Genomic DNA, 23,954 nt, shown 5'->3' with positions numbered 1-23,954 from the left:
GTGTCGAGCATCATGACGAATGCATCCGCGATGACGGCTTTGCAAAGCCTGAGCGCGACCAACAAGGCCCTTGAGCAGACTCAAGGGCGCATTTCGACCGGCTTCCGCGTGGCCGAGGCGAGCGACAACGCCGCCTACTGGTCGATCGCCACCACCATGCGCTCGGACAACAAGGCCAACTCGGTCGTGCAGGATGCGCTCGGCCTCGGTGCCGGCAAGGTCGACACCGCCTACACCGCCATGAACTCGGCGCTCGATGTAGTCGACAAGATCAAGCAGAAGGTCCTGCTGGCCAAGGCCAGCGGCGTCGAAGAGCGCGCCAAGATCCAGAGCGAGATCGACACCTATGTCGCCCAGCTCCGCGACAGCATCGGCGGCGCCAGCTATGCCGGCTCGAACCTGCTCCAGACCACCGGCGCCACCGGCAAGGTCTCGATCATCTCGGCCTACAACCGTGATTCCGGCGGCACGGTTTCCACCACCACCATCGACATCGCCTTCACCAACATCAGGCTGATCGACTCGGGCGTCACGCCGCCGGCGGCAGGAACCGGCATCCTCGACACGACCACCGGCGCCGTTTCGGGCGTCTCGATCCTCAACATCGACCTGACCGATCTCTCGGGCGTGACCGGCGCCGACGAAACGGCCAAGTTCGACAATCTTCTGACCGACATCGAATCTGCCCTGGCCAAGATGACGGACGCTGCCGCCGAGCTTGGCGCCGCCAAGTCGCGCATCGACATGCAGAAGGATTTCGTCTCCAAGCTGATGGACTCCATCGACAAGGGCGTCGGCCAGCTCGTCGACGCCGACATGAACAAGGAGTCCACTCGCCTCCAGGCCCTGCAGGTGCAGCAGCAGCTCGGCATCCAGTCGCTGTCGATCGCCAACACCAATTCGCAGAACATCCTCGCCCTGTTCAAGGGCTGAGGTAACCGCCTTCCTGCTTCTGCCTGATCGGGCTGCCCCACCGGCGGCCCGATTTCATTTTCGCACAAGCTTCGCCAGCTAGGCTCTGCATGGGCCAACATGCGGGAGCCGTGGGGCAGTGCCGGAGCAGATCCAGACCATCATCGACAACCTCAAGGGGTTCGGCACCAGGCGCCTGGCGCTGATGGGGGCCATGGCGGCCCTGATCATGGCCACCATCGTCGTCGGTTCGATCTACCTGAACCGGCCCGCCTACGAGACCCTTTACGTGGGACTGGAACGCTCCGACATCAGCCAGATCGGCGTGGTGCTGGGCGATGCCGGCATTCCCTTCGACGTCGGCTCTGAAGGCACCAGCGTGCTGGTGGCGACGGGCAGCACCGCCCGCGCCCGCATGCTGCTGGCCGAGAAGGGCCTGCCCAACAGCGCCAATGCCGGCTACGAACTGTTCGACAATGTCGGTTCGCTGGGGCTGACCTCCTTCATGCAGCAGATCACCCGCGTGCGGGCGCTGGAAGGCGAGATCGCGCGCACCATCCAGTCGCTCGCCGGCATCAAGGCCGCGCGCGTCCACATCGTCATGTCGGAGCGGGCGAACTTCCGCCGCGAGGAACAGCAGCCTTCGGCTTCCGTCGTCATCCGCTACGGCGGCGTCGATGGCGTGCGCACGGCCGAGTCGATCCGCCATCTCGTTGCCGCCGCCGTGCCCGGCCTCGGCGCCGAGAAGGTGACGGTGCTCGATTCCGCCGGTAAGCTCCTGGCCGCCGGCGACGATCCGTCCAACACCAGCGCCGCGCGCGCCCTCGGTGTCGAACAGACCGTCGAAGCCCAGATCGAGGACAACATCCGGCGCGCCCTGACGCCCTATCTGGGCACCGACAATTTCCGCGCCAGCGTCAAGGCCGACGTGAACACGGATTCGCGGCAGATCGAGGAAACCACCTTCGATCCCGCCTCGCGCGTCGAGCGTTCGGTGCAGAGCGTGCGCAACAACGAGGCGAGCAGCCAGCGCCAGTCCGCCGTCCCCACCAGCGTCGAGCAGAATCTGCCCGAGACGCAGCCGGTCGCCTCCGACGGGCCGCAGTCCAGCTCGCAGAACGACCGCCGCGAGGAGATCACCAACTACGAGATCAACTCCAGGCGCGTCGCCACCGTTTCGAACGGCTATACGGTCGACCGCATGTCGGTCGCCGTGGTGGTCAACCAGCAGCGCCTGCTGTCCGTGCTGGGCAAGGACGCCACGCCCGAACAGCTTGCCGAGCGCGTGGCCGAGATCCGCAAGGTCGTCGCCTCCGCCACCGGATTCGACGAGAAGCGCGGCGACGTCATCGACGTGTCGGCGGTCGAGTTCATCGACGGGCTCGACGGGGAAGCCCTGCCGCAGCCCGGCATGATGGAATCGCTCGGCAAATACACCGGCACCCTCATCAACGCCGCCGCCTTCGTGACCGTCGCCTTCCTGGTCGCCTTCTTCGGGCTGCGGCCGATGGCGGCCGCGCTGACCGCCCGGCCCGCCCCGGCGCTGGCCGGCTCGAGTTTCGAGGAGATGCAGCGCTCCCTGCCGACGCCGGACATCGCCGCCGACAGCGCCGAAATGCCGGCGCTGGCCGATGCCACCTATGCCCCGGCCCCTGCCCCGCAACTCGACGACATCGGGCGCAAGCTGCGCCCTGCTCCTCAGGAGCGGCTGGTGCGCATGGTCGACCTCAACGATGAACGCGCCGCCCAGATCCTGCGCAAATGGGCCGCCGCCGAAAGCGCCGCCACGCCCATCGAGGCGGCCGCCTGATGTCCACGCTCGCGCTCTGGGATCTGCTGCCGGATTTCGGCCCCGCAAAGGGCCAAGCCGAAGCGCCGGCCCATGCGGCGCCCATGCACAGACCCGCGGAACCCGATATCGGCACGCTGATCGCCGAGGCGGTCGCCAACGCCGAGGCCGAACTCGAAGCGCGTCTGGCCGAGGCGCACGCGGCGCAATTGGCCGCAGTCCAGGAAGCTGCGGCAAACGAGTCGCGGGCGTTCATGGAAACCCTCGGCGCCGATATCGGCGAGCGCATCGCGGCACGCATGGACCAGTTGCAGGAGCAGGTTTCCCAGGCGATCGGCGCGGCGGCCGCCCGCACAATCGGCGGCCTCCTTTCGGATGCATTGCGCGAGCGGTCGCTGGCCGCACTGGCCGAAAGCATCGGCGCGGCCCTCGACGACGCCGAGGCGATCCGCATCCAGGTTCACGGCCCGGCGCATCTCTACGAAAAGCTTGCCGTCATGCTCGGTGACCGCACGAAAAACCTCGACTTCAGCGAGGCTCCCGGCTTCGACCTCACCGTCTCCATCGATGAGACGGTGATCGAGACCCGCATGAGCGAATGGTCGACAGCCTTGTCCGAGATGTTGTCATGAGCACCAGCGCCACCGACGAACCCCGGCAGGAGATCATCATCGTCCGTCGCAAGCACAACGAGGACGAGGCCCATCACGGCGGCGTGTGGAAGATCGCCTTCGCCGACTTCATGACGGCTATGATGTGCTTCTTCCTGGTCATGTGGCTGATCAACGCCGCCAATGAGCAGACCCGCGCCGCGGTGGCCAGCTATTTCAACCCGATCAAGCTGATCGACCGCAATGCCAGCCGCAAGGGGCTGGAGGATCTCGGCGATGGCCCCGCCTCTTCCGGACGGGCGGAAAACGACCCGTTGGAAGCCCTGGCCAAGATCGGCACGGACGGCGAAGGCAATGCCGGTTCCGTGAAGGAACAGAACGAGCTGGAAAGCGCCGGTGCGCCGACGCTTTCGGCGGACGAGAAGCTGTTCGCCGACCCCTATGCGGTGCTGGCCGAGATTGCCGCCAATACCGGTCGGCTGCAGAACATCAGCGAGAAGGGCGACGGCGGCGCGCAGAATTCCGGGCCTGCTTCCGGCGCCTCCGGCGGCGAATTCTACCGCGATCCGTTCGCGCCCGATTTCTGGTCGCAGCAGATGACCGACCCGATGGCCGAGGCGAGCGCCGAGGGTCCGAAATCCGAGGGACAGGACAAGGCGGAGCCTGCCGAGCCGGCCAAGCAGGCCGAGCCGGCAACCGTCGTGGAGGAAGTGAACCGCATCCTGGAGGCGGCCGAGGCCCCGAAGACGGAGATTGAACCGCGCGAAGACAAGCCCGCGCCGGCCGAGCCCAGCCAGAAGACCCGGCAGGCCGCAGCGGACATTCGCGAGCAGATCGCGCAGGCCTTCGGGACCGGCGACAAGATCGGCGACGGCATATCGGTGGAAGCCACGGATCGCGGCGTCATCCTCTCGATCACCGACCAGCTCGACTTCGGCATGTTCGAGATCGGTTCGGCGCTGCCCCGGCGCGAGCTCGTCATCGCCATGGAGAAGATCGGCAAGATCCTCGAGGAGCAGAAAGGATTTTTGTCCATCCAGGGTCACACCGACGCCCGCCCCTTCCGCAGCGCCGCCTATGACAACTGGCGCCTGTCCACCGCCCGCGCCCATGCCGCCTACTATATGCTGGTGCGCGGCGGCGTCGACGAGAGCCGCATCAAGGAAGTGTCCGGCTTCGCCGACCGCGAGCCCAGGAACAAGGCCGACCCGCTGGCCGCCGTCAACCGCCGCATCGCCATCCTGCTGGAGACGCAAGGATGAGGCGCCTCCCCCTGTGCTGGTCCCTCGCCGGCCTCTGGCTCGCCCTGCCGGCGCAGGCCGCGGCGCCGAGCGAAGGCTTGCAGCCCTATCAGCTCGTGCGTTCGCTGCAGCTGGTGCAGGACCGCATCGCGGCCGGCGACCATGCGGCCCTGCCCATGCAGGGCAAGCTGCTGGAACTCACCGACGCGCGCCTGCGCAAGGCCGCCACGGCGGACTTCGCCGAGCCGCGCAACTTCCGCGCTTTGCTCGTCTACGGCATGAGCGGCGGCAATCCCGTTACCTTGCAGACCGCCGTCTCCCGCCTCCAGCTCGACGACCGCGACAAGGCGCTGGCCACTGGCGTGATCGCATACCTGGACGGCGACCCGGCCACCGCGCTGAAGGCGTTTGAAAGCCTCGACCTGACTGCCCTTCCCGACGACATCGCAACTTTCGTGGCGCTGGTGAAGGGCTCGCTGCTCGCACGCGAGGCTCCCGCCACGGCCCTCGGCCTGCTCGACAAGGCACGGCTTCTGGCCCCCGGAACGCTGGTGGAGGAAGCGGCCCTGCGCCGCTCGATCACCATTGCCGCGACCGCCGCGGACGCCGAACGCTTTTCGCAAGCCTCCACGCAATATGTGGCCCGCTTCCTGCATTCGCCCTATGCCAGCCAGTTCGCCGACGCTTTCGTCGCCGGCGCGGTGGCGCTCGACCCTGCCATGGGGCGCGACAGGCTGGCCGGCATCGTGTCGCTGATGGATACGGAGCGCGGGCGGGTTATCTGGCTGCGCATCGCCCGCAGCGCCGCCATCGAGGGGTTGAGCGACCTGTCGGCTTTCGCCGCCGCAAAGGCCAGGCTCGGCGATGACGGGACCAGCAGCGGCGACGACCCGCGCACCCTGCTCTATTCCGGCCTGTCCAACGTGACGGGCGAGCCGGTGAAGGACCTGGCCGAGAAGCTGCGCGGGATCGACCGCGACAAGCTCTCCCCCGGCGACCGCATGCTGCTCGATGCGGCGCGCGCCATCACCAGCGAGGTGGTGGCCCCGCCTGCCGGCGTCTTTGCCGATGATCCCGCACCGAAGGCCGAGCCGGCAGCCCGGCAGGCCACGACGCCCGAGGCGGTTTCGCCGCAGGACGAGGCGGAACTGCCTCTGGTCGAAGGCATCATGCCGGAGCCGGAAGCGAAGCCGGCTGCCCCGGCACCGGCGGTCGCCGCCGACAGACCCGTGGCGACGAAGCCGGACCAGACCGACGAGGCCATCGCCAACATGCGCCGCACGATCGACAAGATCGACCAGTTGCTGGGGACCGCACCGCTATGAGTGTCAGCATCGCACAGGCCCTGACCGTCGCCGCCCCCCAGGCGACAGCCGGCCGACACGGCGGCAAGGAAGACACCACCGATTTCGGCGAAGTCCTCGACCGCCACCCGGGCAGGCGCGCTGAAACCGGGACCGGCAGGAAAATGGCCGTCCCCGGTCCCTCCGACGACGGGGACAAAAGCACGGTCGAACGTGACGAGGCACGGCACGACAAAGAAGACAGCGCCCAAGCCGGCACCATGCCCGGCATGGCTCCGCCAGTTGCCGAGCGCCTGCCGCTGCTGATGAGCTGGCGCGAAATGGAACGCGCCGCCTCTCCCGCCGACAACACCAACGGTGAGGAGATGGCCCCGGAGGAGCCGCTGCCGCGGCGGCCGGAAACCGCCGCCATCCCGGCAATGAACGACGGCCGCTCCGGACATCCGGTCCCGAACGAGGCAAAAGCCTTCAGGGCCTTCCCCGCAGCGGAGAAGCCGGCCATGAGCGAACCGGCTTCGCCGGCTGCCACACCAGCCGGCATGCAGGCCGAAAGCCAGCCGGAACCGGATTTGCCCGTCAGCCTCCGGCCGCAGGCCGAAGCCGACGACCCGGCCACGCCCGGTCCGCGTGCGGATGCGCGCCCCCGGCAGGAGCCCGTTCCGCGTGTGACGGTGACGGCAGCGCAGAGTTTCGCAGCGCCCGCACCCCTCGCTTCCGACCCGACATTGGCGGGACTGGTGGCATCGATCGCCGGCGACGAAGGCTTGAAACAGGCCGTTTCCGCCCCCGCCTTGCCAGCTTCTTGGGCGCAAAAAAACGCCGCCCCGGCCTATACGCTCAGGATCGAGCTGCACCCGGCGGAGCTTGGCATGGTCAGCGCCCGCCTCCATCTGGCGGGAGATCAACTCTCGATTGAAATCGCGCCGGACACCCATGAGGCATGGCGCCACCTGTCCTCCGACAGCGAAACCATCGTCCGCTCCATGCGCGATCTCGGTTTCGACATCGCCAAGGTCACGGTGCTGCCGCCTTCGGGCACTGCAACGCCGGCCGCGCGCGCGGATGCGGCAGGCTTTGCCGGCCGCGACGGTTCGGCCTTCCAGCCCGGCCAGTCAGGCAGCGGGGGCGGCTCGCAAGGGGAACGACATGCATCCGGAGGCACCGCGTATGACAGCGAAACCAGCGCGCATCCGCCATCGTCTCCTCGCGGCGATAGCGGCGGCGGCCTTTACATCTAGCTTTCCGGCGCTCCCGGCCAAAGCTTCTGCCAATGCCTGCGAACGGGAGATATTGCGCGCCTCGGAACGCTACGGCATCCCCGCCGGCATTCTCTACGCCGTCGGCCTGACGGAAACCGGAAGGAAAGGCAGCCTCCAGCCCAACGCCTTAAATATAGAAGGAAAAGCCCTGTTTCCCAAAAGCCGGGCGGAAGCGGTGGCGGCTTTCAACGACGCCCAGCGGCAGGGCCGGAAGCTGATCGATCTGGGTTGCATGCAGGTCAACCACCACTATCATGCCGGCAATTTCCGCAGCGTCGAGGACATGCTCGATCCGCGCCGCAATGTCGACTACGCCGCCCGCTTCCTTGCCAGCCTCCATGCCCGCCACACGACATGGTCGATGGCTGTGGCCCGCTACCATGCCGGCCCGGACAACGACCCCGCGCAGAAGGTCTATGTGTGCCGCGTCATCGCCAACATGGTGGCGGTCGGGTTCGGCAAGTGGACGGACAATGCCCGCGCCTTCTGCCGGCCGTGAATTGTAGCCAGGCCACCCTGTCCGGCATGAAAACCTCCCGAACGACATAGAAACAAGCGGAACCGCCTACAACCAGAGCGTTTGTCCACTCCCCAAAATCATGGCCATAAAAATTGACGGTTGGTCAGGATTCCGGCCCGCCGTTAACCCTTTCCAAGGGGTTAATGAATTGATTCGGAAGGCGGGCCGATGATCGTGGTCGTAGACGAACGCGAACTCGTAACTGCGGGTTTCAACTCACTTTTCGACAGGGAAGGCGTAGCCTGCACTGGTTTCGCGCCGACCGAGTTCGACGAATGGGTGTCGAGCGCGGCGGAAGACGATCTGCGCTGCGTCAGCGCCTTCCTCATCGGCGATTGCCGCGAGGGCAGCATCTCGCCGCGCCAGATCAGGGGCCGCACCGGCGCACCGGTGATCGCGCTCAGCGAACAGAACTCCCTAGAGAACACGCTGAAACTGTTCGAAAGCGGCGTCGACGACGTGGTGCGCAAGCCCGTCCACATCCGCGAGATCCTCGCCCGTATCTCCGCCATCCGCCGCCGCGCCGAGACCGAACCGGACTACACCGAGGTCGGCCGCATGCGCATCTTCATGGACGGGCGCGACCCCGAAATCGACGGCCAGCCGCTGCCGCTGCCACGCCGCGAGCGCCGCATCCTGGAATTCCTGGCCGCCAATCGCGGCCGGCGCGTCACCAAGACCCAGGTCTTCAACGCCATCTATGGCATCTTCGACGACGAGGTCGAGGAGAACGTGGTGGAAAGCCACATCTCCAAGCTGCGCAAGAAGCTGCGCGAGAGGCTCGGCCACGATCCGATCGAGTCCAAGCGCTTCCTCGGCTACCGGCTCGTTCTGTGATGGGCACCGAGGCCCGCACCAGCCTCGCGCAAGACAGACGGCCTATCCTGTTTCCCACACAAGGTGGATCTGAGGAGACGTCTCGATGAGCCTCTATGGAATGATGCGGACCAGCGTTTCCGGCATGGCTGCCCAATCAAGCCGGCTGGCGACCACGGCCGACAACATCGCCAATTCCGACACCACCGGATACAAGCGCGCCTCGACCGAATTCTCGTCCATGATCATGCCGAACACCGGGCGCAGCTACACCTCCGGCGGCGTGACCACGACGGTCATCAATTCGATCAGCAAGCAGGGCATCCACAAATACACCACCTCGGCCTCGGATCTGGCCGTGGACGGCAACGGCTTCTTCGTCGTGCAGGACCCCAGCGGCACCAATTTCCTCACCCGCGCCGGGGCCTTCGTGCCCGACGGGATGGGCCGGCTGGTCAATGCCGGCGGCTTCCAGCTCATGGCCTATGAATACGGCACGGCCCCGACCGGCGGCGTCGGCGACTATGGCGGCCTCGTTCCGGTGACGATCCCGCAGGCAGGTTCCGATCCCGAGGCAAGCACGCAGGGCGCCTATCACGGCAGCCTGCCATCGGGCGCAACCCCGGTCGCAGCCGGGGACCTGCCCTCCGCAAACGGCGCCAGCGCCCAGTACACGGCGAAATCGTCCCTCGTCGTCTATGACACGCAGGGCAACCAGAAGACGCTGGACGTGTATTTCACCAGCACCGGCCCCGATAGCTGGGAAGTGTCGGTGTTCGACCGTGACGATGCCGCGACCGGCGGCTCCTTCCCCTACGCGAACGGGCCGCTCGGCACCACGACCCTGAACTTCAACCCGGATGGAACGCTTGCCGGCGCCGGCACCCTGGCGCTGACCGTGCCCAACGGCGCGGCCCTCAACCTCGACCTGTCCAGCCTCAAGCAGGTGGGCAGCGAGTTCAAGGCCATCGGCGAAGTGAACGGACACCCGGCCACTTCCGTGGAGAAGGTGGAAATCGGCCGCGACGGCACCGTTTATGCCCTCTACAGCGACGGCACCACGCTGGCCCTCTACACGATTCCGCTGGCCGAGGTGCCGAGCCCGGACCGCCTCACCGTCCTGCCCGGCAACGTGTTCACCGTCAGCGGCGATTCCGGTCCCGTCACCATCGGGCGCGCCGACAGCGAGTCGCGCGGGTCCATCGTCTCGGGCGCGCTGGAGAATTCCAACGTCGATATCGCCGAGGAACTGACCGACATGATTGCCGCGCAGCGCAGCTACACGGCCAATTCCAAGGTGTTCCAGACCGGCTCGGAACTGATGGACGTCCTCGTCAACCTCAAGAGATAAGGCGGCGCCAGCCGTGAACCTTTAGCATGTCGCTGTCATCCGCACTCAGCATCGCACAATCGGCGCTTCTTTCGACGTCGCGCCAGACCAATGTTGTGACGCGCAACGTGGCGGATGCCTCCAATCCGGACTATTCGCGCCGCATCGCCCAGGTCGTTTCCAATGCGCCGGGGGCGCGCATGGTCGTCGTCCAGCGGGCCGTCGACCAGCAGCTTTTCCGCCAGAACCTCTCCGCCCTGTCGGCCTGGAGCGGCCAGAGCATCCTGTCGAGCGGGCTCGACCGGCTGCAACTCGCCGTCAACGGCGTCGACAATGCCGGCTCCGCCTCCACGGCCATCGGCAAGCTGCACAATGCGCTGCAACTCTACGCCACCACGCCGTCGAACCCGAATGTCGGCGCGACGGTCATCGACGCGGCCCGACAGGCGGTGCGCTCGCTCAACAGCGGCACCGAAGCCATCCAGGCCTTCCGCGCCGATATCGACAGCCAGATCGCGACCTCGGTCGGCGAGCTCAACCAGTTGCTGGCCCAGTTCGAGAGCGTCAATAAGGCGATCGTTGCCGGCACCCGCACCGGCACCGACGTTTCGGACGCGCTCGACAAGCGCGACGCGCTTCTGAAGAAGATTGCCGAGCATGTGCCGGTCACCACCCACCTGCGCGCCGACAACGACATGGTCATCACCACCACCGGCGGCGTCACCATGTTCGAGACGGTGGCGCGCCCGGTAAGCTTTACGCCCTCGCCGGCCTACGCGCCGGGCATGGCGGGCGCCACGGTCTATATCGACAACGTGCCGGTCGCGGGCAGCACCGGCGAGGCTTCCGGCAAGCTGGCCGGCCTGCTGCAATTGCGCGACGGCGCCTCGGTCACCATGCAGGCGCAACTCGACGAGATCGCCCGCGGCCTCATCGGCGCCTTCGCCGAAACCGCGCCGCCGCTGCCGGACGCAGCCGGCCTGTTCACCTGGTCGGGCGCGCCGGGCGTGCCCGGAACCCTGGTCAACGGCCTGGCCGGACAGATCTCGATCAATGCCGCTTTCGATCCCGACCAGGGCGGCAACGTCAACCTGCTGCGCGACGGCGGTGCCAACGGCGCCGCCTATGTGGCGAACACGGGAGGCACGGCCTCCTTCGCGGACCGGCTGATCGCGCTGGGCGACAGGCTCGACCAGCCGATGACGTTCCATCCCGCCGCCGGCATCACCGCCGCTGCCAGCGTCACCGCCTATTCCGCCAACGCCATCGGCTGGCTGGAGAATGCCCGCCAGCAGGCGACGACGTCTGCCAACACCAAGGAAGCATTGGCCGCGCGCACCGCCGAGGCCCTGTCCAACGCCACGGGCGTGAACATCGACATGGAAATGTCGCTCATGCTCGACCTCGAACACACCTACCAGGCATCCGCCCGTCTGCTCAGCACGGTGGACGAGATGCTGAAAACGCTACTGAACGCCGTCTAGGACCTGCCATGAAAGCAGTTTCCGTCTCCTCCGCCGCCATCTCCAACGCAATGCGCTATTCGCAGACGCGCATGCAGGTCGATCTGGTCAAGGCCCAGAAGGAGATGGACTCGGGCAGGGTCGCCGATACCGGCCTCGCACTGGGGGCCAGAAGCGCGCAGGCGGTGAATTTCCACCGCGATCTCGACCGCCTGAACGCGCTGGTCGATTCCAACGCGCTGGTGTCCGCACGCCTGAAGTCGACGCAGGATTCGCTCGGCCAGATCGTCTCGGTCACGCAGGATCTCGTCAATGCGCTCACCGTGGCCGTCGCCGGCGATTCGCCCGACAGCGTCACCGCCAAGAGCGGCAGCACCATGCTGCAATCGCTGACCACGATCCTCAATTCCAGCATGAACGGCGAATATCTGTTCGCCGGCACCAACACCGATGTGCGCCCGGTCGAGGACTACCTCGACCCGGCCTCGCCGGCCAAGGCGGCCTTCGACGCCGCCTTTCATGCCCGTTTCGGCTTCACCAAGGACGACCCGGCCGCCGCCGACATCTCCGCGGCGGACATCGAATCCTTCATAACCGACCTCGTCGAGCCGCAGTTCCTCGGCGCCGGCTGGGAGGCCAACTGGTCGAACGCCACCGACCAGACCATCGTCAGCCGCATCGCCCTCAACGAGACGACCCCGGCCTCGGTCAGCGCCAACAACGAAGGGCTTCGCAAGGCCGCCATGGCCGCCGTGCTGGCCTATGAGGCCTTCTCCGGCAATCTTGGCGAGGAGGCCAAGTCGGCCGTGGCCAGGCGCGCGCAGGCTCTCGCCGGCGAGGCCATCGCCGATCTCGGGCAGTTGCAGTCGCAGACCGGCATCATCCAGAACCGCGTTTCGGAAGCCAGCACCCGCATCAACACGCAGATCGACCTGTTCGAGCGGCACATCATCGACCTGGAAGGCGTCGACCCCTACGAGGCCGCCAACCGCGTCAACGACCTGATGGCCCATATCCAGACTTCCTTCGCGCTGACAGCGCGCATCCAGCAGCTCAGCCTGCTGAACTACCTCACCTGACGGGGCGGATTTGCGATGTACCAATTCTCCTACGCCGACATTCAGACCGACTCGGTGGCCGACGCCAGGGACCGCGAGCACCAGTTGCTGAGCCGTTCCATCGACATGCTGACGGCGGCGGCCGCCGCCGGCCCCGAGACCCGCGAGGCCGTCGAGGCTCTCCATTTCACGGCGCGCGTGTGGGCCACGCTCCTGGAAGACCTCGGCTCCAGCGACAACGCCCTGCCAAAGGAACTGCGCGCCAACCTCATCTCGATCGGCCTGTGGGTGCTGCGCGAGGCCGAGGACATCCGCCAGGGCCGGACGACCGATTTCCAGGGCATCATCGAAATCTCTCAGATCATCCGGGACGGCATCCAATGAAGAGCACCCTCAAGCTCTCCCTGAAGGCGAATGAGAAGATCTACATCAACGGCGCCGTCATCCGCCCGGACCGCAAGGTCACGATCGAATTGATGAACGATGTCCAGTTCCTGCTGGAGAACCACGTGCTCCAGCCGGAGGACGCCAGCACGCCGCTGCGCCAGCTCTATTTCATACTGCAGGTGATGCTGATGAACCCGCAAGGCGCGCCGGATGCCCGCGACATGTTCCGCAAATCGCTGCCGCTGCTCCTGGCCAGCTTCAAGGACGAGCAGATCCTTGCCAGCCTCAAGCAGGTCGACCGCATGGTCGGCGAAGGCGATGTCTATGGCGCGCTGAAAGCCATCCGCGCCCTCTATCCGATCGAGGAGGCCGCCCTGCGGGGCGGCCGCGACCGGGAGTTGCACGAGCGCGAACCGATAGCCGTGGGAGCCTGATGACCATGAACGTCGACATGACCACCTCCATCCCCAATGGCGCCAACCAGGCTTCCTCCGCCCGGTCCAAGGCCATGGTGGACTACAATTCCTTCCTGCGGCTGCTGATCGCCCAGATGAAGAACCAGGATCCCACCCAGCCGATGGATTCCACCCAGTATGTGGCCCAGCTCGCCACTTTCTCGCAGGTGGAGCAGTCCATGCAGGCCAACACCAAGCTGGACCAGATCCTGCAGGCATCCAGCCTGTCACAGGCCACCGACCTGATCGGCCATCATATCAGCTCCCTCGACGGCGAGGTTTCCGGTATCGTCAAGGAGGTGCGCATCTTCTCCGACGGCATGGTCGGCATCCTGGAGGACGGGACCCAGGTGCTCATCGGCCCCGGCGTCAGCATCAGCGCGCCGCCGGCCGGCAATTCGGACGGGGAAACCGGAGAAACGCCGGCGTAGGAACGCCTGGGGCATGCGAGCCCCGGAGCGGAGGACCGGGCTGAAGCCATGAACGAAGCCGATGCGCTCGACATCATGCAATATGCGGTGTGGACGGTGCTCGTCGCCTCCGCGCCCGTGGTGCTGGTCGCCATGATCGTCGGCATCGGCATCGCCCTGGTGCAGGCCCTGACCCAGATCCAGGAAATCACCCTCACCTTCGTGCCCAAGATCGTCGCCATCATGCTGGTGGTGGCGCTGTCCGGTCCCTTTGTCGGCAGCCAGATTTCCGCCTTCGCCAACGTCATCTTCGAGCGCGTCGAAAACGGTTTCTAGACCAGTTCCGCCCCCTGCACCGGTCCACGTCCGCCACCACCTGCCCCGGCACTTGACAGCGCGACGCGACGCATCCTTGTTAGGCACAGGCCTTCTCCGAACCGGGCCCCGCTCCATATTGGCGACGAACAATCCGGATTGAAGAGGTCCGCCAATGGCGGAACGAGACGCTTGATCGACGACGAAAACGGCACGCATAAGAGCTCGACCCTCGCCCCTTTCCGGCACGGTATTTTCCGCGCAGTGTGGACAGCCAGCCTCGCCTCCAATTTCGGCGGGCTGATCCAGAGCGTCGGCGCGGCATGGCTGATGACCTCCATCACCACCTCCTCCAACATGGTGGCGCTGGTCCAGGCCTCGACGGCACTGCCGATCATGCTGTTCTCGCTCGTCTCCGGGGCCATTGCCGACAGCTTCGACCGCCGCAAGGTGATGCTTGTGGCGCAGGGCCTCATGCTGCTCGTGTCGGTGCTGCTCACCATTTTCGCCTACCAGGGCCTCATCACACCCTGGCTGCTCCTGTCCTTCACTTTCATGATCGGCTGCGGCACCGCCCTCAACAATCCCTCATGGCAGGCATCGGTGGGAGACATGGTGCCGCGCGAGGACCTGCCGGCGGCCGTGGCGCTGAACTCGATGGGCTTCAACCTGACCCGCTCGGTAGGCCCGGCCATCGGCGGCATCATCGTCGCGGCGGCCGGTGCCGCCGCCGCCTTCGCCGTCAATGCCGCCAGCTATGTGGCGCTGCTCACCGTCCTGTCTCGGTGGCAGCCGAACCTCACGGCCTCCAGGCTGCCGCGCGAGACGTTGGGAGCGGCGATGGGTGCCGGCATCCGCTACGTCGCCATGTCGCCCAATATCGGCAAGGTCCTGTTGCGGTCGTCCGTATTCGGCTTCACCAGCGGCTCGATCCTGGCGCTGCTGCCGCTGGTTGCACGCGATCTGGTCAGGGGTGGCCCGCTCACCTACGGCATCATGCTGGGGGCCTTCGGCCTCGGCGCGGTGGTCGGCGCGCTGCTCAGCGGCCGGCTGCGCCAGATGCTCGCCAGCGAGGTGATGGTGCGCTGTGCCTTCATCGGCTTCTCGATCTGCGCGCTGACCGCGGCCCTCAGCTCCAATGCCTGGCTTACCGCCGCGGGCCTGCTGATCGGCGGTGCCTGCTGGGTGCTGGCGCTGTCGCATTTCAACATCACGGTGCAAATGTCTACCCCGCGCTGGGTGGTGGGGCGGGCGCTTTCCATCTACCAGACATCGACCTTTGGCGGCATCGCGCTTGGAAGCTGGGTATGGGGCGTGGTGGCCGAAGCGCATGGCGTCGAAGCGGCGCTCATCGCCTCCTCCATCTCCATGCTGGTCGGCGGCGCCCTCGGCTTCGCCGTGCCGTTGCCGCAACTGACGACGATGAACCTCGATCCGCTCAACCGCTGGACCGAGCCGCTCCTGTCGCTCGACCTGAAACCGCGCAGCGGCCCCATCGCCATCCTGATCGAATATGTCATCAGGGAAAAGGACCTGCCCGAATTCATCGAGCTGATGGCCGAGCGCGGCCGCATCCGCCGCCGCGACGGCGCCCGCAACTGGACGCTGGCGCGCGATCTCGAGAACCCCGACATCTGGATCGAGAGCTACCACACGCCCACCTGGCTGGAATATGTGCGCCACAACACCCGCGCCACCTTTGCCGATGCGGAGATCTCCGAGCGCATCCGGGCGCTGCACAGCGGCTCGGAACGGCCGCGGGTGCGCCGCATGATCGAGCGCCAGACCAGCGCACAGCAGGCCATCGTCACACCCAAGGGTCCGATCGACCTGCACTGACCGTGCCGTCCGGGAATGCCCCTCGCGTCAGCCTGCCAGCGGCCGGGCCTTGAGCCAGAGAAACAGCGGGATGCGATTGTAGCGCTGAAGGCCCGCAGTCTCCGGCGCCGGCAACGGCTCGCGCAGCGCCGTGATGGCCAGCCCGGCATCTTCGAGCGCCGCCGCATAGGATTCGAGCGGCTGCGACCAGCCCGCGAAATCCATGCGCAACCCATCCCGCTCTTCCATGCCCTCGAAGCGCTCGATGCCGAAATAGCTGCCTTCCAGCATGAACGGGGCGTCCAGTTCGGGGCCCGCGAAGCGGCCACGGTCGCGGAAGGGATGCACCAGCGAAACGATCAGCTCGCCGCCCGGCTTCAGCACGCGGCGGATTTCCTTCACCGTGGCCGGCACGTCCTGCACGTCCATCAGCACATTGTAGGCGACGGCCTTGTCGAAACGCCCGTCCTCGAACGGTATCGCATCACCGCCGGCCACCACATAGACGTCGGCCGAATCCGCCTGCCGGGCAGCCTCGATCATCTCGGCCACCGGATCGAGGGCGGTCACCCGATAGCCGAGCGCCTTCAATTCGCGCGACACCCTGCCCTCGCCGCAGCCTACGTCGAGCACATCGCCTGTGCCGCTGCCGATGAACGCCAGCAGCGCATCGCGATAGGCCCAGAACGCGTCATGCCCCGGCGCCCGCGCCCAGCGGATCCAGTCCGCCGCCACCCGCGTCCAATGATCCTTGTCATCCTGCCCGTTCATGACGCCTCCTGTGCTTTCCATCGCAAAGGCGCGGTCTATAGCGGACCGGCGGGGCGGTTTCCACCTTCGCCCTCCCATTCTCGCACAAGCTTCGCCTTCTAAGGTTGCAGCGCCCGAACTGCGCGCCGGCGGGCATGGAATGTGGAGAAGCAGGTGGCCCTGGCAGAAACAGCGATATCCGGCAGCGCCGGCAAGAACAGCCGCGACATCTTCTTCGCGCTGGGCATCGTCGTCATTCTCGCAGTGCTGTTCCTGCCGATTCCCGCCTTCCTGATCGACATGGGGCTGGCCTTTTCCATCGCGCTGTCGGTGCTGATCCTCATGGTCGCGCTATGGATCCAGCGCCCGCTCGACTTCTCCTCGTTCCCGACCATCCTGCTGATCGCCACGATGCTGCGCCTGTCGCTCAACATCGCCACGACGCGCGTCATCCTCTCGCACGGCAACGAAGGGACGCATGCGGCGGGCCACGTCATCTCGGGCTTTTCCAGGCTCGTCATGTCGAGCGACTTCGTCATCGGCCTGATCGTGTTCCTGATCCTGATCGTGGTGAACTTCATCGTCATCACCAAGGGCGCGACGCGTATCGCCGAGGTCGGCGCGCGCTTCACCCTCGACGCCATTCCCGGCAAGCAGATGTCGATCGACGCCGACCTTTCCGCCGGCACCATCGACGACAAGACCGCGCAGCTGCGCCGGCGCGAACTGGAAGAGGAATCCTCCTTCTTCGGCTCCATGGACGGCGCGTCGAAATTCGTGCGCGGCGACGCCATCGCCGGCCTCATCATCACCGCCATCAACATCGTCGGCGGCATCGCCATCGGCTATCTGCGCCACGGCATGAGCATGGGCGAGGCCGCCGACGTGTTCATCAAGCTTTCGGTCGGCGACGGCCTCGTCACCCAGATTCCGGCGCTGATCGTCTCGCTGGCCGCCGGCCTGCTGGTCTCCAAGGGCGGCACGCGCGGCTCGGCCAACCAGGCCGTGTTCGGCCAGCTCGGCGCCTACCCGCGCGCGCTCTATGTCGCCGCCTCGCTGCTGGCCCTGCTCGGCCTGATGCCCGGCCTGCCGCTGTTCCCCTTCCTGGTGCTGGCCTGCGCCATGGCCGGGCTCGGCTACGTCATCCCGATGCGCCAGAAGCGCGAAGAGGCCGCCGAGGAGAACGCCCGCAGGACCGAGGCCGCCGCCAAGGCCGACGAGGAAAAGAACTCGGTCAAGGCCTCCCTCGCCACCGCCGAGATCGAGCTGCTGATCGGCAAGCAGCTTTCGACGCGGCTGCTCACCTCGCATCAGGAACTCGCCTTCCGCATGGGCAAGATGCGCAAGAAGTTCGCGCAGCAATACGGCTTCGTGGTGCCCGAAGTGCGGCTGACCGATGACTTCGCCATTCCGCCCAAGAGCTATCAGATCAAGATCCACGGCACGGTGGTGGCCGAATACGAGATGCGCGTCGGCGAGATCATGGTGCTGCTGGGCAACCGCACCCTGCCCGACATTCCGGGCGAGGAGGTCAAGGAACCGGCCTTCGGCATGCGCGCCTATTCAGTGCTGGAAACCTTCGCCGAGGATTTGAAGCGCGAGCGCTTCACCTTCGCCGACAACATGTCGGTGCTGCTCACCCACCTTTCCGAGGTGGTGCGCAACAACCTGCCGCAGCTTCTTTCCTACAAGGACATGAAGGCGCTTCTGGAACGCCAGGACCCGGAATATCGCAAGCTTGCCGACGAGATCTGCACCACCCACCTCTCCTATCCGGGCCTGCAGGCGGTTCTGAAGCTGCTTCTGGCCGAGCGCGTGTCGATCCGCAACCTGCACCTCATCATCGAGGCCATCGCCGAGATCGCGCCGCATATCCGCCGCACCGAGCAGATCGTCGAGCATGTGCGCATCCGCATGGCCCAGCAGATCTGCGGCGACCTGTCCGAAGGCGGCGTGCTCAAGGTGCTGCGGCTCGGCAACCGCTGGGACCTCGCCTTCCACCAGAGCCTCAAGCGCGACGCCAAGGGCGAAATCCGCGAATTCGACATCGACCCGCGCCAGCTCGAGGAATTCGGACAGGACGCCACCAAGGCGATCCGCAGCCATCTGGAGGCCGGCGAGCGTTTCGTGCTGGTCACCGCGCCCGACGCACGCCCCTATGTGCGCATGATCATCGAGCGCCTCTACCCGACCTTGCCGGTGCTCAGCCATGTCGAGATCGCGCGGGGCGTCGAAATCCGCGTGCTGGGGACGATTTCGTGACCCGCTTGAGGCACTTGTGAGCGTGACCGGGGCTGTACCCCCACCCCTGCCCGGAACGGGTCCATGACGGGTCTTGCCGATCTCAGCCAGACCGCCATACTGGCGGCCTTCCTAGCCTTCTGCCGCATCGGCGCGTGCATGATGGTGATGCCCGGCTTCTCCAGCGCGCGCGTGCCCATGCAGGTGCGCCTGTTCACCGCCGTCGCCGTCACCATCGCCCTGCTCGCCTTCCTGTGGGATCGCATCCACCCCTTCGTCGATGTGCGTCCGTCCATCCTCGCGCCGATGATCGTCTCGGAGCTGCTGGTGGGCGGCCTGATCGGCGCGCTGACCCGGCTCTACATGGAAGCGATGCGCTTCATCGGCACCGCCATCGCCATGCTGATGGGGTTCAACAGCATGGGCGGCACGGCGATCGAGGAGGCCGATCCGCAGGGGCCGCTTGCCGCCCTCATCTCAATGTCGGCGCTGCTTCTCCTGTTCGTGTTCGACTTCCATCAGGAAATCATCCGCGCCCTCATCGCCTCCTATTCGATCGCGCCGGTCAACGTGTTCTTCAACCCGCAGGCGGCGCTGATCGACGTGGCCGACACGGTGTCGGAGAGCTTCTTCCTCGTGCTGCGGCTGGGCAGCCCCTTCATCGCCTATGCCATACTGGTCAACCTGACCGTCGGCTTCGTCAACAAGCTGACGCCGCAGATCCCGATCTACTTCATCTCCCTGCCCTTCGTCGTCGCAGGTGGGCTGATCCTGTTCTATTTCGCCTTCTCGACCATGCTTTCGCTGTTCGCCAACGGCTTCCTCGGCATGACGCTGGCAAGGTGACCCCATGACGCCACGCACCCGGCGCCTGAAGAAACTCGTCAAGGTCCAGGACCAGCTCAAGGCCCTGCACGAAATGCGCCACGCCATGCACCTGGCCGCCGCCGCCGCCGCAAAGCGCGAGGCCGAGGAACTGGTCGCCGGGTTCGACGCACCCGGCTCGCTGTCTTCCCTGTTTCCGGAGGTCTACCATCGCAGGATCGCCGATGCCGTCACCCGCGCCGGGACCGAGCTTGAGATGGCTCACGGCGAGGCGGCGCAACTGGCCACGGCAACGGCACGCACCAACATGGTGCAGCGTGATTACCGCGAGGCCCGGCGCGCCGACGAACGCCGCCTCGCCGAGCGCACTTTGCTCGACCTCATCGAGCAGAAGCAGGCCGGCAAGTAGACTCACGTCAGCCTGCGGCAAGCTTTCCGAGGCATGATCTAACTTGAGAAAAACGGCGGAAGGTTCTTTTCTTGGCGATCTCTCCCCCCAGCGACATCGTGCTCGACGTGGCCCGCGCCGCCGATCCGGCCGATGTCCGCAAGGCCCATGCCGAGTTGCTGAACCGCACCGGCGGCACGGACGCCGCATTCGAGGCCGCCGGGACCGCATCCGTTGCGGCGCGCGCGCCAAAGCCGGCGGACGGCGCCGGCAGCTTCAAGCGCTTCGAGGCGATGGTGCTGCAAACCTTCATCGAGACCATGCTGCCGAAGGACGCCGAAGGCGTCTACGGCAAGGGGTTCGCCGGCGATATGTGGAAGGCGCGCATGGCCGAGCATCTTGCCGACGTGGTTTCCGATCGCGGCGGCATCGGCATCGCCAAATCGCTGGCTGCCGCCCAGTATCTCACCGGATCATACGGGGAAACCATCGTGCCGGTCTCGGCCAATCCGCAAAAAGCCGAACTGAACGATCAGCTCAGCATGTCCTCGTCGCTCGTCCACCAGATCCAGATGCGGATCGTGCGCTCGCTCGGCGATGCCGGTCCGGCCCAGACAGAGCTCCCCAGCAAGTAAGGCAGGGTCATGAACGAATATTCCGAATTCACTCCCGCCCTGCCCGCCCGCCTCGGTTCCGCGGACCCTGCCGCCTCGTCCGTCGCGCCCGGAAGCCTTGCCGCCATCATCGGCCGCATCGAGGAGGCCGTCGAAGCCGAAACCGCCGCCATCCGCACCGATCCCGGCTTCGACATCAAGGCCTCCAACGCCCGCAAGAGCCGCTATCTCTATGAACTGAACCGCGCGATGAAGACCGGGCGACCGGAAAACCTGGCCGAACATCGCGACGGGCTCCAGCGCCTGCGCCAGAAACTGGCCCGCAACGAGGCGGCGATCCTGGCGCATCTCAACGCGGTGACCGAAGTGGCCAACCTGCTGAAGAATGCGATCCAGCACGCCGAGGCCGACGGCACCTATTCCGCCGGCGGGTTCGGCTGGGCGCAGCCATGATCCGGACAGCCCCCGCGCCATGATAAAGTTCGTCGTCGCAGCCCTCTGGATAAGCGCCGCCACGGTCGGCGCCGTGTTCTATTCGTTTCAGAATTCCGGCAAGGACGACAATGCGGCACCGGCACCGGCCCTTTTCGGCGGCCTCGATTATGTGAAGACGGACATCATCACCGTACCGGTGGTGCGCAACGCCAGGGTCGACGGCTATTTCATCGCCAGGCTGGTGTTCACCGCCGAGCCTGCCAAGCTCAACAAGCTTTCGGTGCCGCCTTCGGCGCTGATCGCCGATCAGGTCTATTCCTACCTCTATTCCAATCCCCAGTTCGATTTCTCCGACCGCGCCGCGCTGGACCTCGATGCCTTCCGCGCCGGGGTTCGCGACAACATCAATGCCCGCGTCGGCGACAAGCTGGTCCACGAAGTGCTGGTCGAACAGGTCGATTTCCTGACCAAGGACGACATCCGTGACAATGCCAAGCGTCGCCGAAAGCCCGCCACGCAGCCAGCGGAGGCACCGCAGGCCGGCACACATTGAAGAGACGGATTGAGCGTTTCCCTTGAAATCACGTTGACGTAAACGTCAATACCAACCTATAAAGCGGCGAACGGTGCGCGATGTGCCCTCTCTTGGGCGCGAGCATTGCCCCGTAAACGCAACAGCGCAAGAGCGCGAAAATCACGGGAAGAGAGCCATGGGCGTGCAGGACATTGCAGACAGGCTGAAGTCGCAGGTCGAGAGTTCCGGTTTCGACCGGTCGGTGAAGTTCGATACGGGAAGCGACGGCGTGATCCTGATCGACGGCGCCAGCATCTCCACCACCGACGGCCCGGCCGACTGCACCATCAAGCTTTCGCTCGACGATCTGGAAGCGCTGCTTGCCGGCGAGCTGAACCCGACCATGGCCTTCATGAGCGGCAAGCTGAAGATCGAGGGCGACATGTCGATCGCCATGCAGCTCAGCCAGCTCATCGGCTGATCCGCGAGACGCCGATCCGCAGAAATGAAAAAGCCGCCTGAGCAAGGCGGCTTTTTTCGTTCAGGCAGCGTGCGTCCGTTCGTTGCGCAGCTTGCGGCCGGAGGCGGTGATGATCCCGCACGCACCGTCCAGTGTGCCGCCCGCCAGTTCCAGCGCCAGCAGGCGATGGCGCTCGTAGGGCCCCGGCATGGCAAGCGTGCCGGTGCGCTCGGCCGAAAAGCCGAAGCGGCTGTAATAGGGCTCGTCGCCCACCAGAAGGATCGCGCCATGGCCAAGGCGCTCTGCCTCGGCGATGGCCTGGCGCATAAGCGCCGAGCCGATGCCGGCGCTCTTCACTGCCGGCTCGACGGCCAGCGGCCCGAGCAGCAGCGCGGGCCGGCCGCCCGCGCCAAGCGTGACGTTCCACAGCCGCACCGTGCCGAGCAGCGCGCCCTCGGCCGAGCGGGCGACGAGCGCCAGCCCTTCCGCCGGCCTGCGGCCGCGCCGCAGCTTCTCGGAAGACTTGCGCTTGCGCCCCGGCCCCATGGCACGGTCGAGCAAGGCCTCCCGCGCTGCCACGTCGGCAGGCAGTTCGGCTTCCACAGTGAATGCCGGCAGGTGCTGGACAACACCGGCGGTCTGGAAATCGGTGGTGGCGATGGCAAGGCTGTTCATGTCCGCGATCCTTCACAGGCGGATAATTTCCACGAGCGAACCTGCGCGCCGGCAAACGCATGGCCCCGAAGCCTGTTTGCTTCGGAAAGGACCATGCGTCAGTGAGGTTTCACCGGCGCACAGATGATCTGACGGGTTGCGACCCGTCAGATCACGTAGGATCGGAGAGGCTCGAAGCCGTTGAAGGCGACCGCCGAATAGGTGGTCGTGTAGGCTCCGGTGCCTTCGATCAGCACCTCGTCGCCGATGGTCAGCGACAGGGGCAGCGGATAGGGCTTCTTCTCGTACATGACGTCGGCCGAATCGCAGGTCGGGCCGGCCAGCACGCAGGGCTCCACCGCATCGCCGTCACGCGGGGTGACGATCGGGTAGCGGATGGCCTCGTCCATGGTCTCGGCCAGGCCGCCGAACTTGCCGATGTCGAGATAGACCCAGCGCACATTGTCGTTGTCGGCCTTCTTCGAGATCAGCACCACCTCGGACTTGATGACGCCCGCATTGCCGACCATGCCGCGGCCCGGCTCGATGATGGTCTCCGGCAGGCGGTTGCCGAAATGCCGCGACAGCGCCTCGAAGATCGCCTGGCCATAGGCCTGCGCGGCCGGCACGTCGCTGAGATAGCGCGTCGGGAAGCCGCCGCCCATGTTGACGAGCTTCAGCACGATGCCCTCGGCGGCGAGCTTGGCGAACACTTCCGCCGCATCGCGCAGCGCGCGGTCCCAGGCGGTGAGGTCCGTCTGCTGCGAGCCGACATGGAACGACACGCCATAGGCATCGAGGCCGAGTGCGGCGGCATGGCGCAGCACGTCGACGGCCATCGCCGGCACGCAGCCGAACTTGCGCGACAGCGGCCACTCGGCGCCTTCGCCGTCGGTCAGCACGCGGCAGAACACCCGGGCACCCGGGGCGGCGCGGGCGATCTTCTCGACCTCTTCCACACAGTCGACCGCGTAGAGGCGGATGCCGAGCTCATGGGCACGCGCGATGTCGCGCTCCTTCTTGATGGTGTTGCCGAAGCTGATGCGGTCGGGCGACGCGCCGGCATCCAGCGCCATCTCGATCTCGGCGACCGAGGCGGTGTCGAAGGACGAGCCCATCGAGGCGAGCAGGCGCAGGATCTCGGGCGCGGGATTGGCCTTCACCGCGTAGAAGATGCGCGAATCGGGAAGCGCCTTCTCGAAGGCGCGATAGTTCTCCTGCACCACGTCGAGATCGACGATGAGGCACGGCCCGCTCGGACGTCGGGTGGCGAGGAAATCGAGGATACGCTGAGTGGCCATCGGCTTGTCTCCATCGCGCCTGAAAGGCGCGCGCAAAGGCTGCGTCATGCGGGCGCGCGGCCTCGCTTGAACGCGGTGGACAAA

The 23,954-nt window shown here is 66.2% G+C and carries 26 protein-coding genes; 23 read left to right on the top strand and 3 right to left on the bottom strand.

Features of this window, described 5'->3' with window-relative positions; genetic code table 11:
• From ABID37_RS09255 to ABID37_RS09180, 16 genes are all read left to right on the top strand, one after another.
• Positions 1-933 (top strand): flagellin N-terminal helical domain-containing protein, encoded by a 933-nt coding sequence (locus ABID37_RS09255; RefSeq protein WP_354193977.1) that lies wholly within the window; start codon positions 1-3, stop codon positions 931-933.
• 118 nt (positions 934-1,051) lie between these two features.
• Positions 1,052-2,722 carry a flagellar basal-body MS-ring/collar protein FliF gene (gene fliF, locus ABID37_RS09250; protein ID WP_354193975.1) on the top strand — a complete coding sequence of 557 codons (1,671 nt, stop codon included), beginning with the start codon at positions 1,052-1,054 and terminating at the stop codon, positions 2,720-2,722.
• Positions 2,722-3,333: a hypothetical protein gene (locus ABID37_RS09245; RefSeq protein ID WP_354193974.1), complete on the top strand. Its 612-nt coding sequence runs from the start codon at positions 2,722-2,724 to the stop codon at positions 3,331-3,333. The genes fliF and ABID37_RS09245 overlap by 1 nt, the downstream gene beginning before the upstream one ends.
• Positions 3,330-4,574, top strand: a complete 1,245-nt coding sequence (locus ABID37_RS09240) for a MotB family protein (RefSeq protein WP_354193973.1) — start codon at positions 3,330-3,332, stop codon at positions 4,572-4,574. The genes ABID37_RS09245 and ABID37_RS09240 overlap by 4 nt, the downstream gene beginning before the upstream one ends.
• On the top strand, positions 4,571-5,878 hold the full coding sequence (locus tag ABID37_RS09235; RefSeq protein WP_354193972.1) for a MotC family chemotaxis protein: 1,308 nt from the start codon (positions 4,571-4,573) through the stop codon (positions 5,876-5,878). The genes ABID37_RS09240 and ABID37_RS09235 overlap by 4 nt, the downstream gene beginning before the upstream one ends.
• Complete coding sequence (locus ABID37_RS09230; protein ID WP_354193971.1) at positions 5,875-7,095, top strand: flagellar hook-length control protein FliK; 1,221 nt, start codon at positions 5,875-5,877, stop codon at positions 7,093-7,095. The genes ABID37_RS09235 and ABID37_RS09230 overlap by 4 nt, the downstream gene beginning before the upstream one ends.
• The gene (locus ABID37_RS09225) at positions 7,025-7,615 is read left to right on the top strand and encodes a transglycosylase SLT domain-containing protein (protein WP_354193970.1); all 591 of its coding nucleotides are present in this window, start codon (positions 7,025-7,027) and stop codon (positions 7,613-7,615) included. The genes ABID37_RS09230 and ABID37_RS09225 overlap by 71 nt, the downstream gene beginning before the upstream one ends.
• A 189-nt stretch (positions 7,616-7,804) precedes the next feature.
• Entirely contained in the window at positions 7,805-8,473 is a 669-nt protein-coding gene (locus tag ABID37_RS09220; RefSeq protein ID WP_354193969.1) for a response regulator transcription factor, read from the top strand.
• An 85-nt stretch (positions 8,474-8,558) separates the two neighbouring features.
• Complete coding sequence (locus ABID37_RS09215) at positions 8,559-9,803, top strand: flagellar hook protein FlgE (protein WP_354193968.1); 1,245 nt, start codon at positions 8,559-8,561, stop codon at positions 9,801-9,803.
• Positions 9,804-9,829: 26 nt separating this feature from the next.
• On the top strand, positions 9,830-11,266 hold the full coding sequence (gene flgK / locus ABID37_RS09210; RefSeq protein WP_354193967.1) for a flagellar hook-associated protein FlgK: 1,437 nt from the start codon (positions 9,830-9,832) through the stop codon (positions 11,264-11,266).
• Between the two features lie 8 nt (positions 11,267-11,274).
• Positions 11,275-12,324 carry a flagellar hook-associated family protein gene (locus ABID37_RS09205; RefSeq protein WP_354193966.1) on the top strand — a complete coding sequence of 350 codons (1,050 nt, stop codon included), beginning with the start codon at positions 11,275-11,277 and terminating at the stop codon, positions 12,322-12,324.
• A 15-nt stretch (positions 12,325-12,339) separates the two neighbouring features.
• Entirely contained in the window at positions 12,340-12,687 is a 348-nt protein-coding gene (flaF, locus tag ABID37_RS09200) for a flagellar biosynthesis regulator FlaF (RefSeq protein ID WP_354193965.1), read from the top strand.
• The gene (gene flbT, locus ABID37_RS09195) at positions 12,684-13,124 is read left to right on the top strand and encodes a flagellar biosynthesis repressor FlbT (RefSeq protein ID WP_354193964.1); all 441 of its coding nucleotides are present in this window, start codon (positions 12,684-12,686) and stop codon (positions 13,122-13,124) included. The genes flaF and flbT overlap by 4 nt, the downstream gene beginning before the upstream one ends.
• Positions 13,125-13,129: 5 nt before the next feature.
• Positions 13,130-13,576: a flagellar hook assembly protein FlgD gene (gene flgD, locus ABID37_RS09190; protein WP_354194288.1), complete on the top strand. Its 447-nt coding sequence runs from the start codon at positions 13,130-13,132 to the stop codon at positions 13,574-13,576.
• 48 nt (positions 13,577-13,624) lie between these two features.
• A complete protein-coding gene (fliQ, locus tag ABID37_RS09185) occupies positions 13,625-13,891 on the top strand; it encodes a flagellar biosynthesis protein FliQ (protein WP_354193963.1) in 267 nt (88 codons plus the stop codon).
• A 171-nt stretch (positions 13,892-14,062) separates the two neighbouring features.
• Positions 14,063-15,709, top strand: a complete 1,647-nt coding sequence (locus tag ABID37_RS09180) for an MFS transporter (protein WP_354193962.1) — start codon at positions 14,063-14,065, stop codon at positions 15,707-15,709.
• A 27-nt stretch (positions 15,710-15,736) separates the two neighbouring features.
• On the opposite strand, the gene ABID37_RS09175 is transcribed toward ABID37_RS09180, so the two are convergent.
• The gene (locus tag ABID37_RS09175) at positions 15,737-16,459 is read right to left on the bottom strand and encodes a class I SAM-dependent methyltransferase (RefSeq protein ID WP_354193961.1); all 723 of its coding nucleotides are present in this window, start codon (positions 16,457-16,459) and stop codon (positions 15,737-15,739) included.
• Positions 16,460-16,612: 153 nt separating this feature from the next.
• Here ABID37_RS09175 and flhA point away from each other — a divergent pair, with 153 nt between their 5' ends.
• The 7 genes from flhA (at position 16,613) to ABID37_RS09140 (ending at position 21,936) form a co-directional block, all read left to right on the top strand.
• On the top strand, positions 16,613-18,700 hold the full coding sequence (gene flhA, locus ABID37_RS09170; protein ID WP_354193960.1) for a flagellar biosynthesis protein FlhA: 2,088 nt from the start codon (positions 16,613-16,615) through the stop codon (positions 18,698-18,700).
• 63 nt (positions 18,701-18,763) lie between these two features.
• Complete coding sequence (gene fliR / locus ABID37_RS09165; RefSeq protein WP_354193959.1) at positions 18,764-19,525, top strand: flagellar biosynthetic protein FliR; 762 nt, start codon at positions 18,764-18,766, stop codon at positions 19,523-19,525.
• Positions 19,526-19,529: 4 nt separating this feature from the next.
• Positions 19,530-19,913: a hypothetical protein gene (locus ABID37_RS09160; RefSeq protein ID WP_354193958.1), complete on the top strand. Its 384-nt coding sequence runs from the start codon at positions 19,530-19,532 to the stop codon at positions 19,911-19,913.
• A gap of 71 nt (positions 19,914-19,984) precedes the next feature.
• Positions 19,985-20,527 (top strand): rod-binding protein, encoded by a 543-nt coding sequence (locus tag ABID37_RS09155; protein WP_354193957.1) that lies wholly within the window; start codon positions 19,985-19,987, stop codon positions 20,525-20,527.
• 9 nt (positions 20,528-20,536) lie between these two features.
• Positions 20,537-20,959, top strand: coding sequence for a hypothetical protein (locus ABID37_RS09150; RefSeq protein ID WP_354193956.1), 423 nt, complete (start codon positions 20,537-20,539; stop codon positions 20,957-20,959).
• Between the two features lie 19 nt (positions 20,960-20,978).
• Entirely contained in the window at positions 20,979-21,494 is a 516-nt protein-coding gene (locus ABID37_RS09145; RefSeq protein ID WP_354193955.1) for a hypothetical protein, read from the top strand.
• 157 nt (positions 21,495-21,651) lie between these two features.
• Positions 21,652-21,936: an SCP2 sterol-binding domain-containing protein gene (locus ABID37_RS09140; RefSeq protein ID WP_354193954.1), complete on the top strand. Its 285-nt coding sequence runs from the start codon at positions 21,652-21,654 to the stop codon at positions 21,934-21,936.
• Positions 21,937-21,996: 60 nt separating this feature from the next.
• On the opposite strand, the gene ABID37_RS09135 is transcribed toward ABID37_RS09140, so the two are convergent.
• Together ABID37_RS09135 and odc2 are read right to left on the bottom strand one after the other, a co-directional pair.
• A complete protein-coding gene (locus tag ABID37_RS09135; RefSeq protein WP_354193953.1) occupies positions 21,997-22,590 on the bottom strand; it encodes a GNAT family N-acetyltransferase in 594 nt (197 codons plus the stop codon).
• A gap of 146 nt (positions 22,591-22,736) precedes the next feature.
• Positions 22,737-23,870 carry an ornithine/lysine decarboxylase gene (odc2, locus tag ABID37_RS09130; protein ID WP_354193952.1) on the bottom strand — a complete coding sequence of 378 codons (1,134 nt, stop codon included), beginning with the start codon at positions 23,868-23,870 and terminating at the stop codon, positions 22,737-22,739.
• Between the last annotated feature and the right edge of the window lie 84 nt (positions 23,871-23,954).

Origin of the sequence: Aquamicrobium terrae (assembly GCF_040545735.1) — a bacterium.
GTDB lineage: Bacteria > Pseudomonadota > Alphaproteobacteria > Rhizobiales > Rhizobiaceae > Mesorhizobium > Mesorhizobium terrae_A.
The sequence above is the reverse complement of the archived record's forward strand: the minus strand, read 5'-3'. Positions and strand labels throughout refer to the sequence as shown.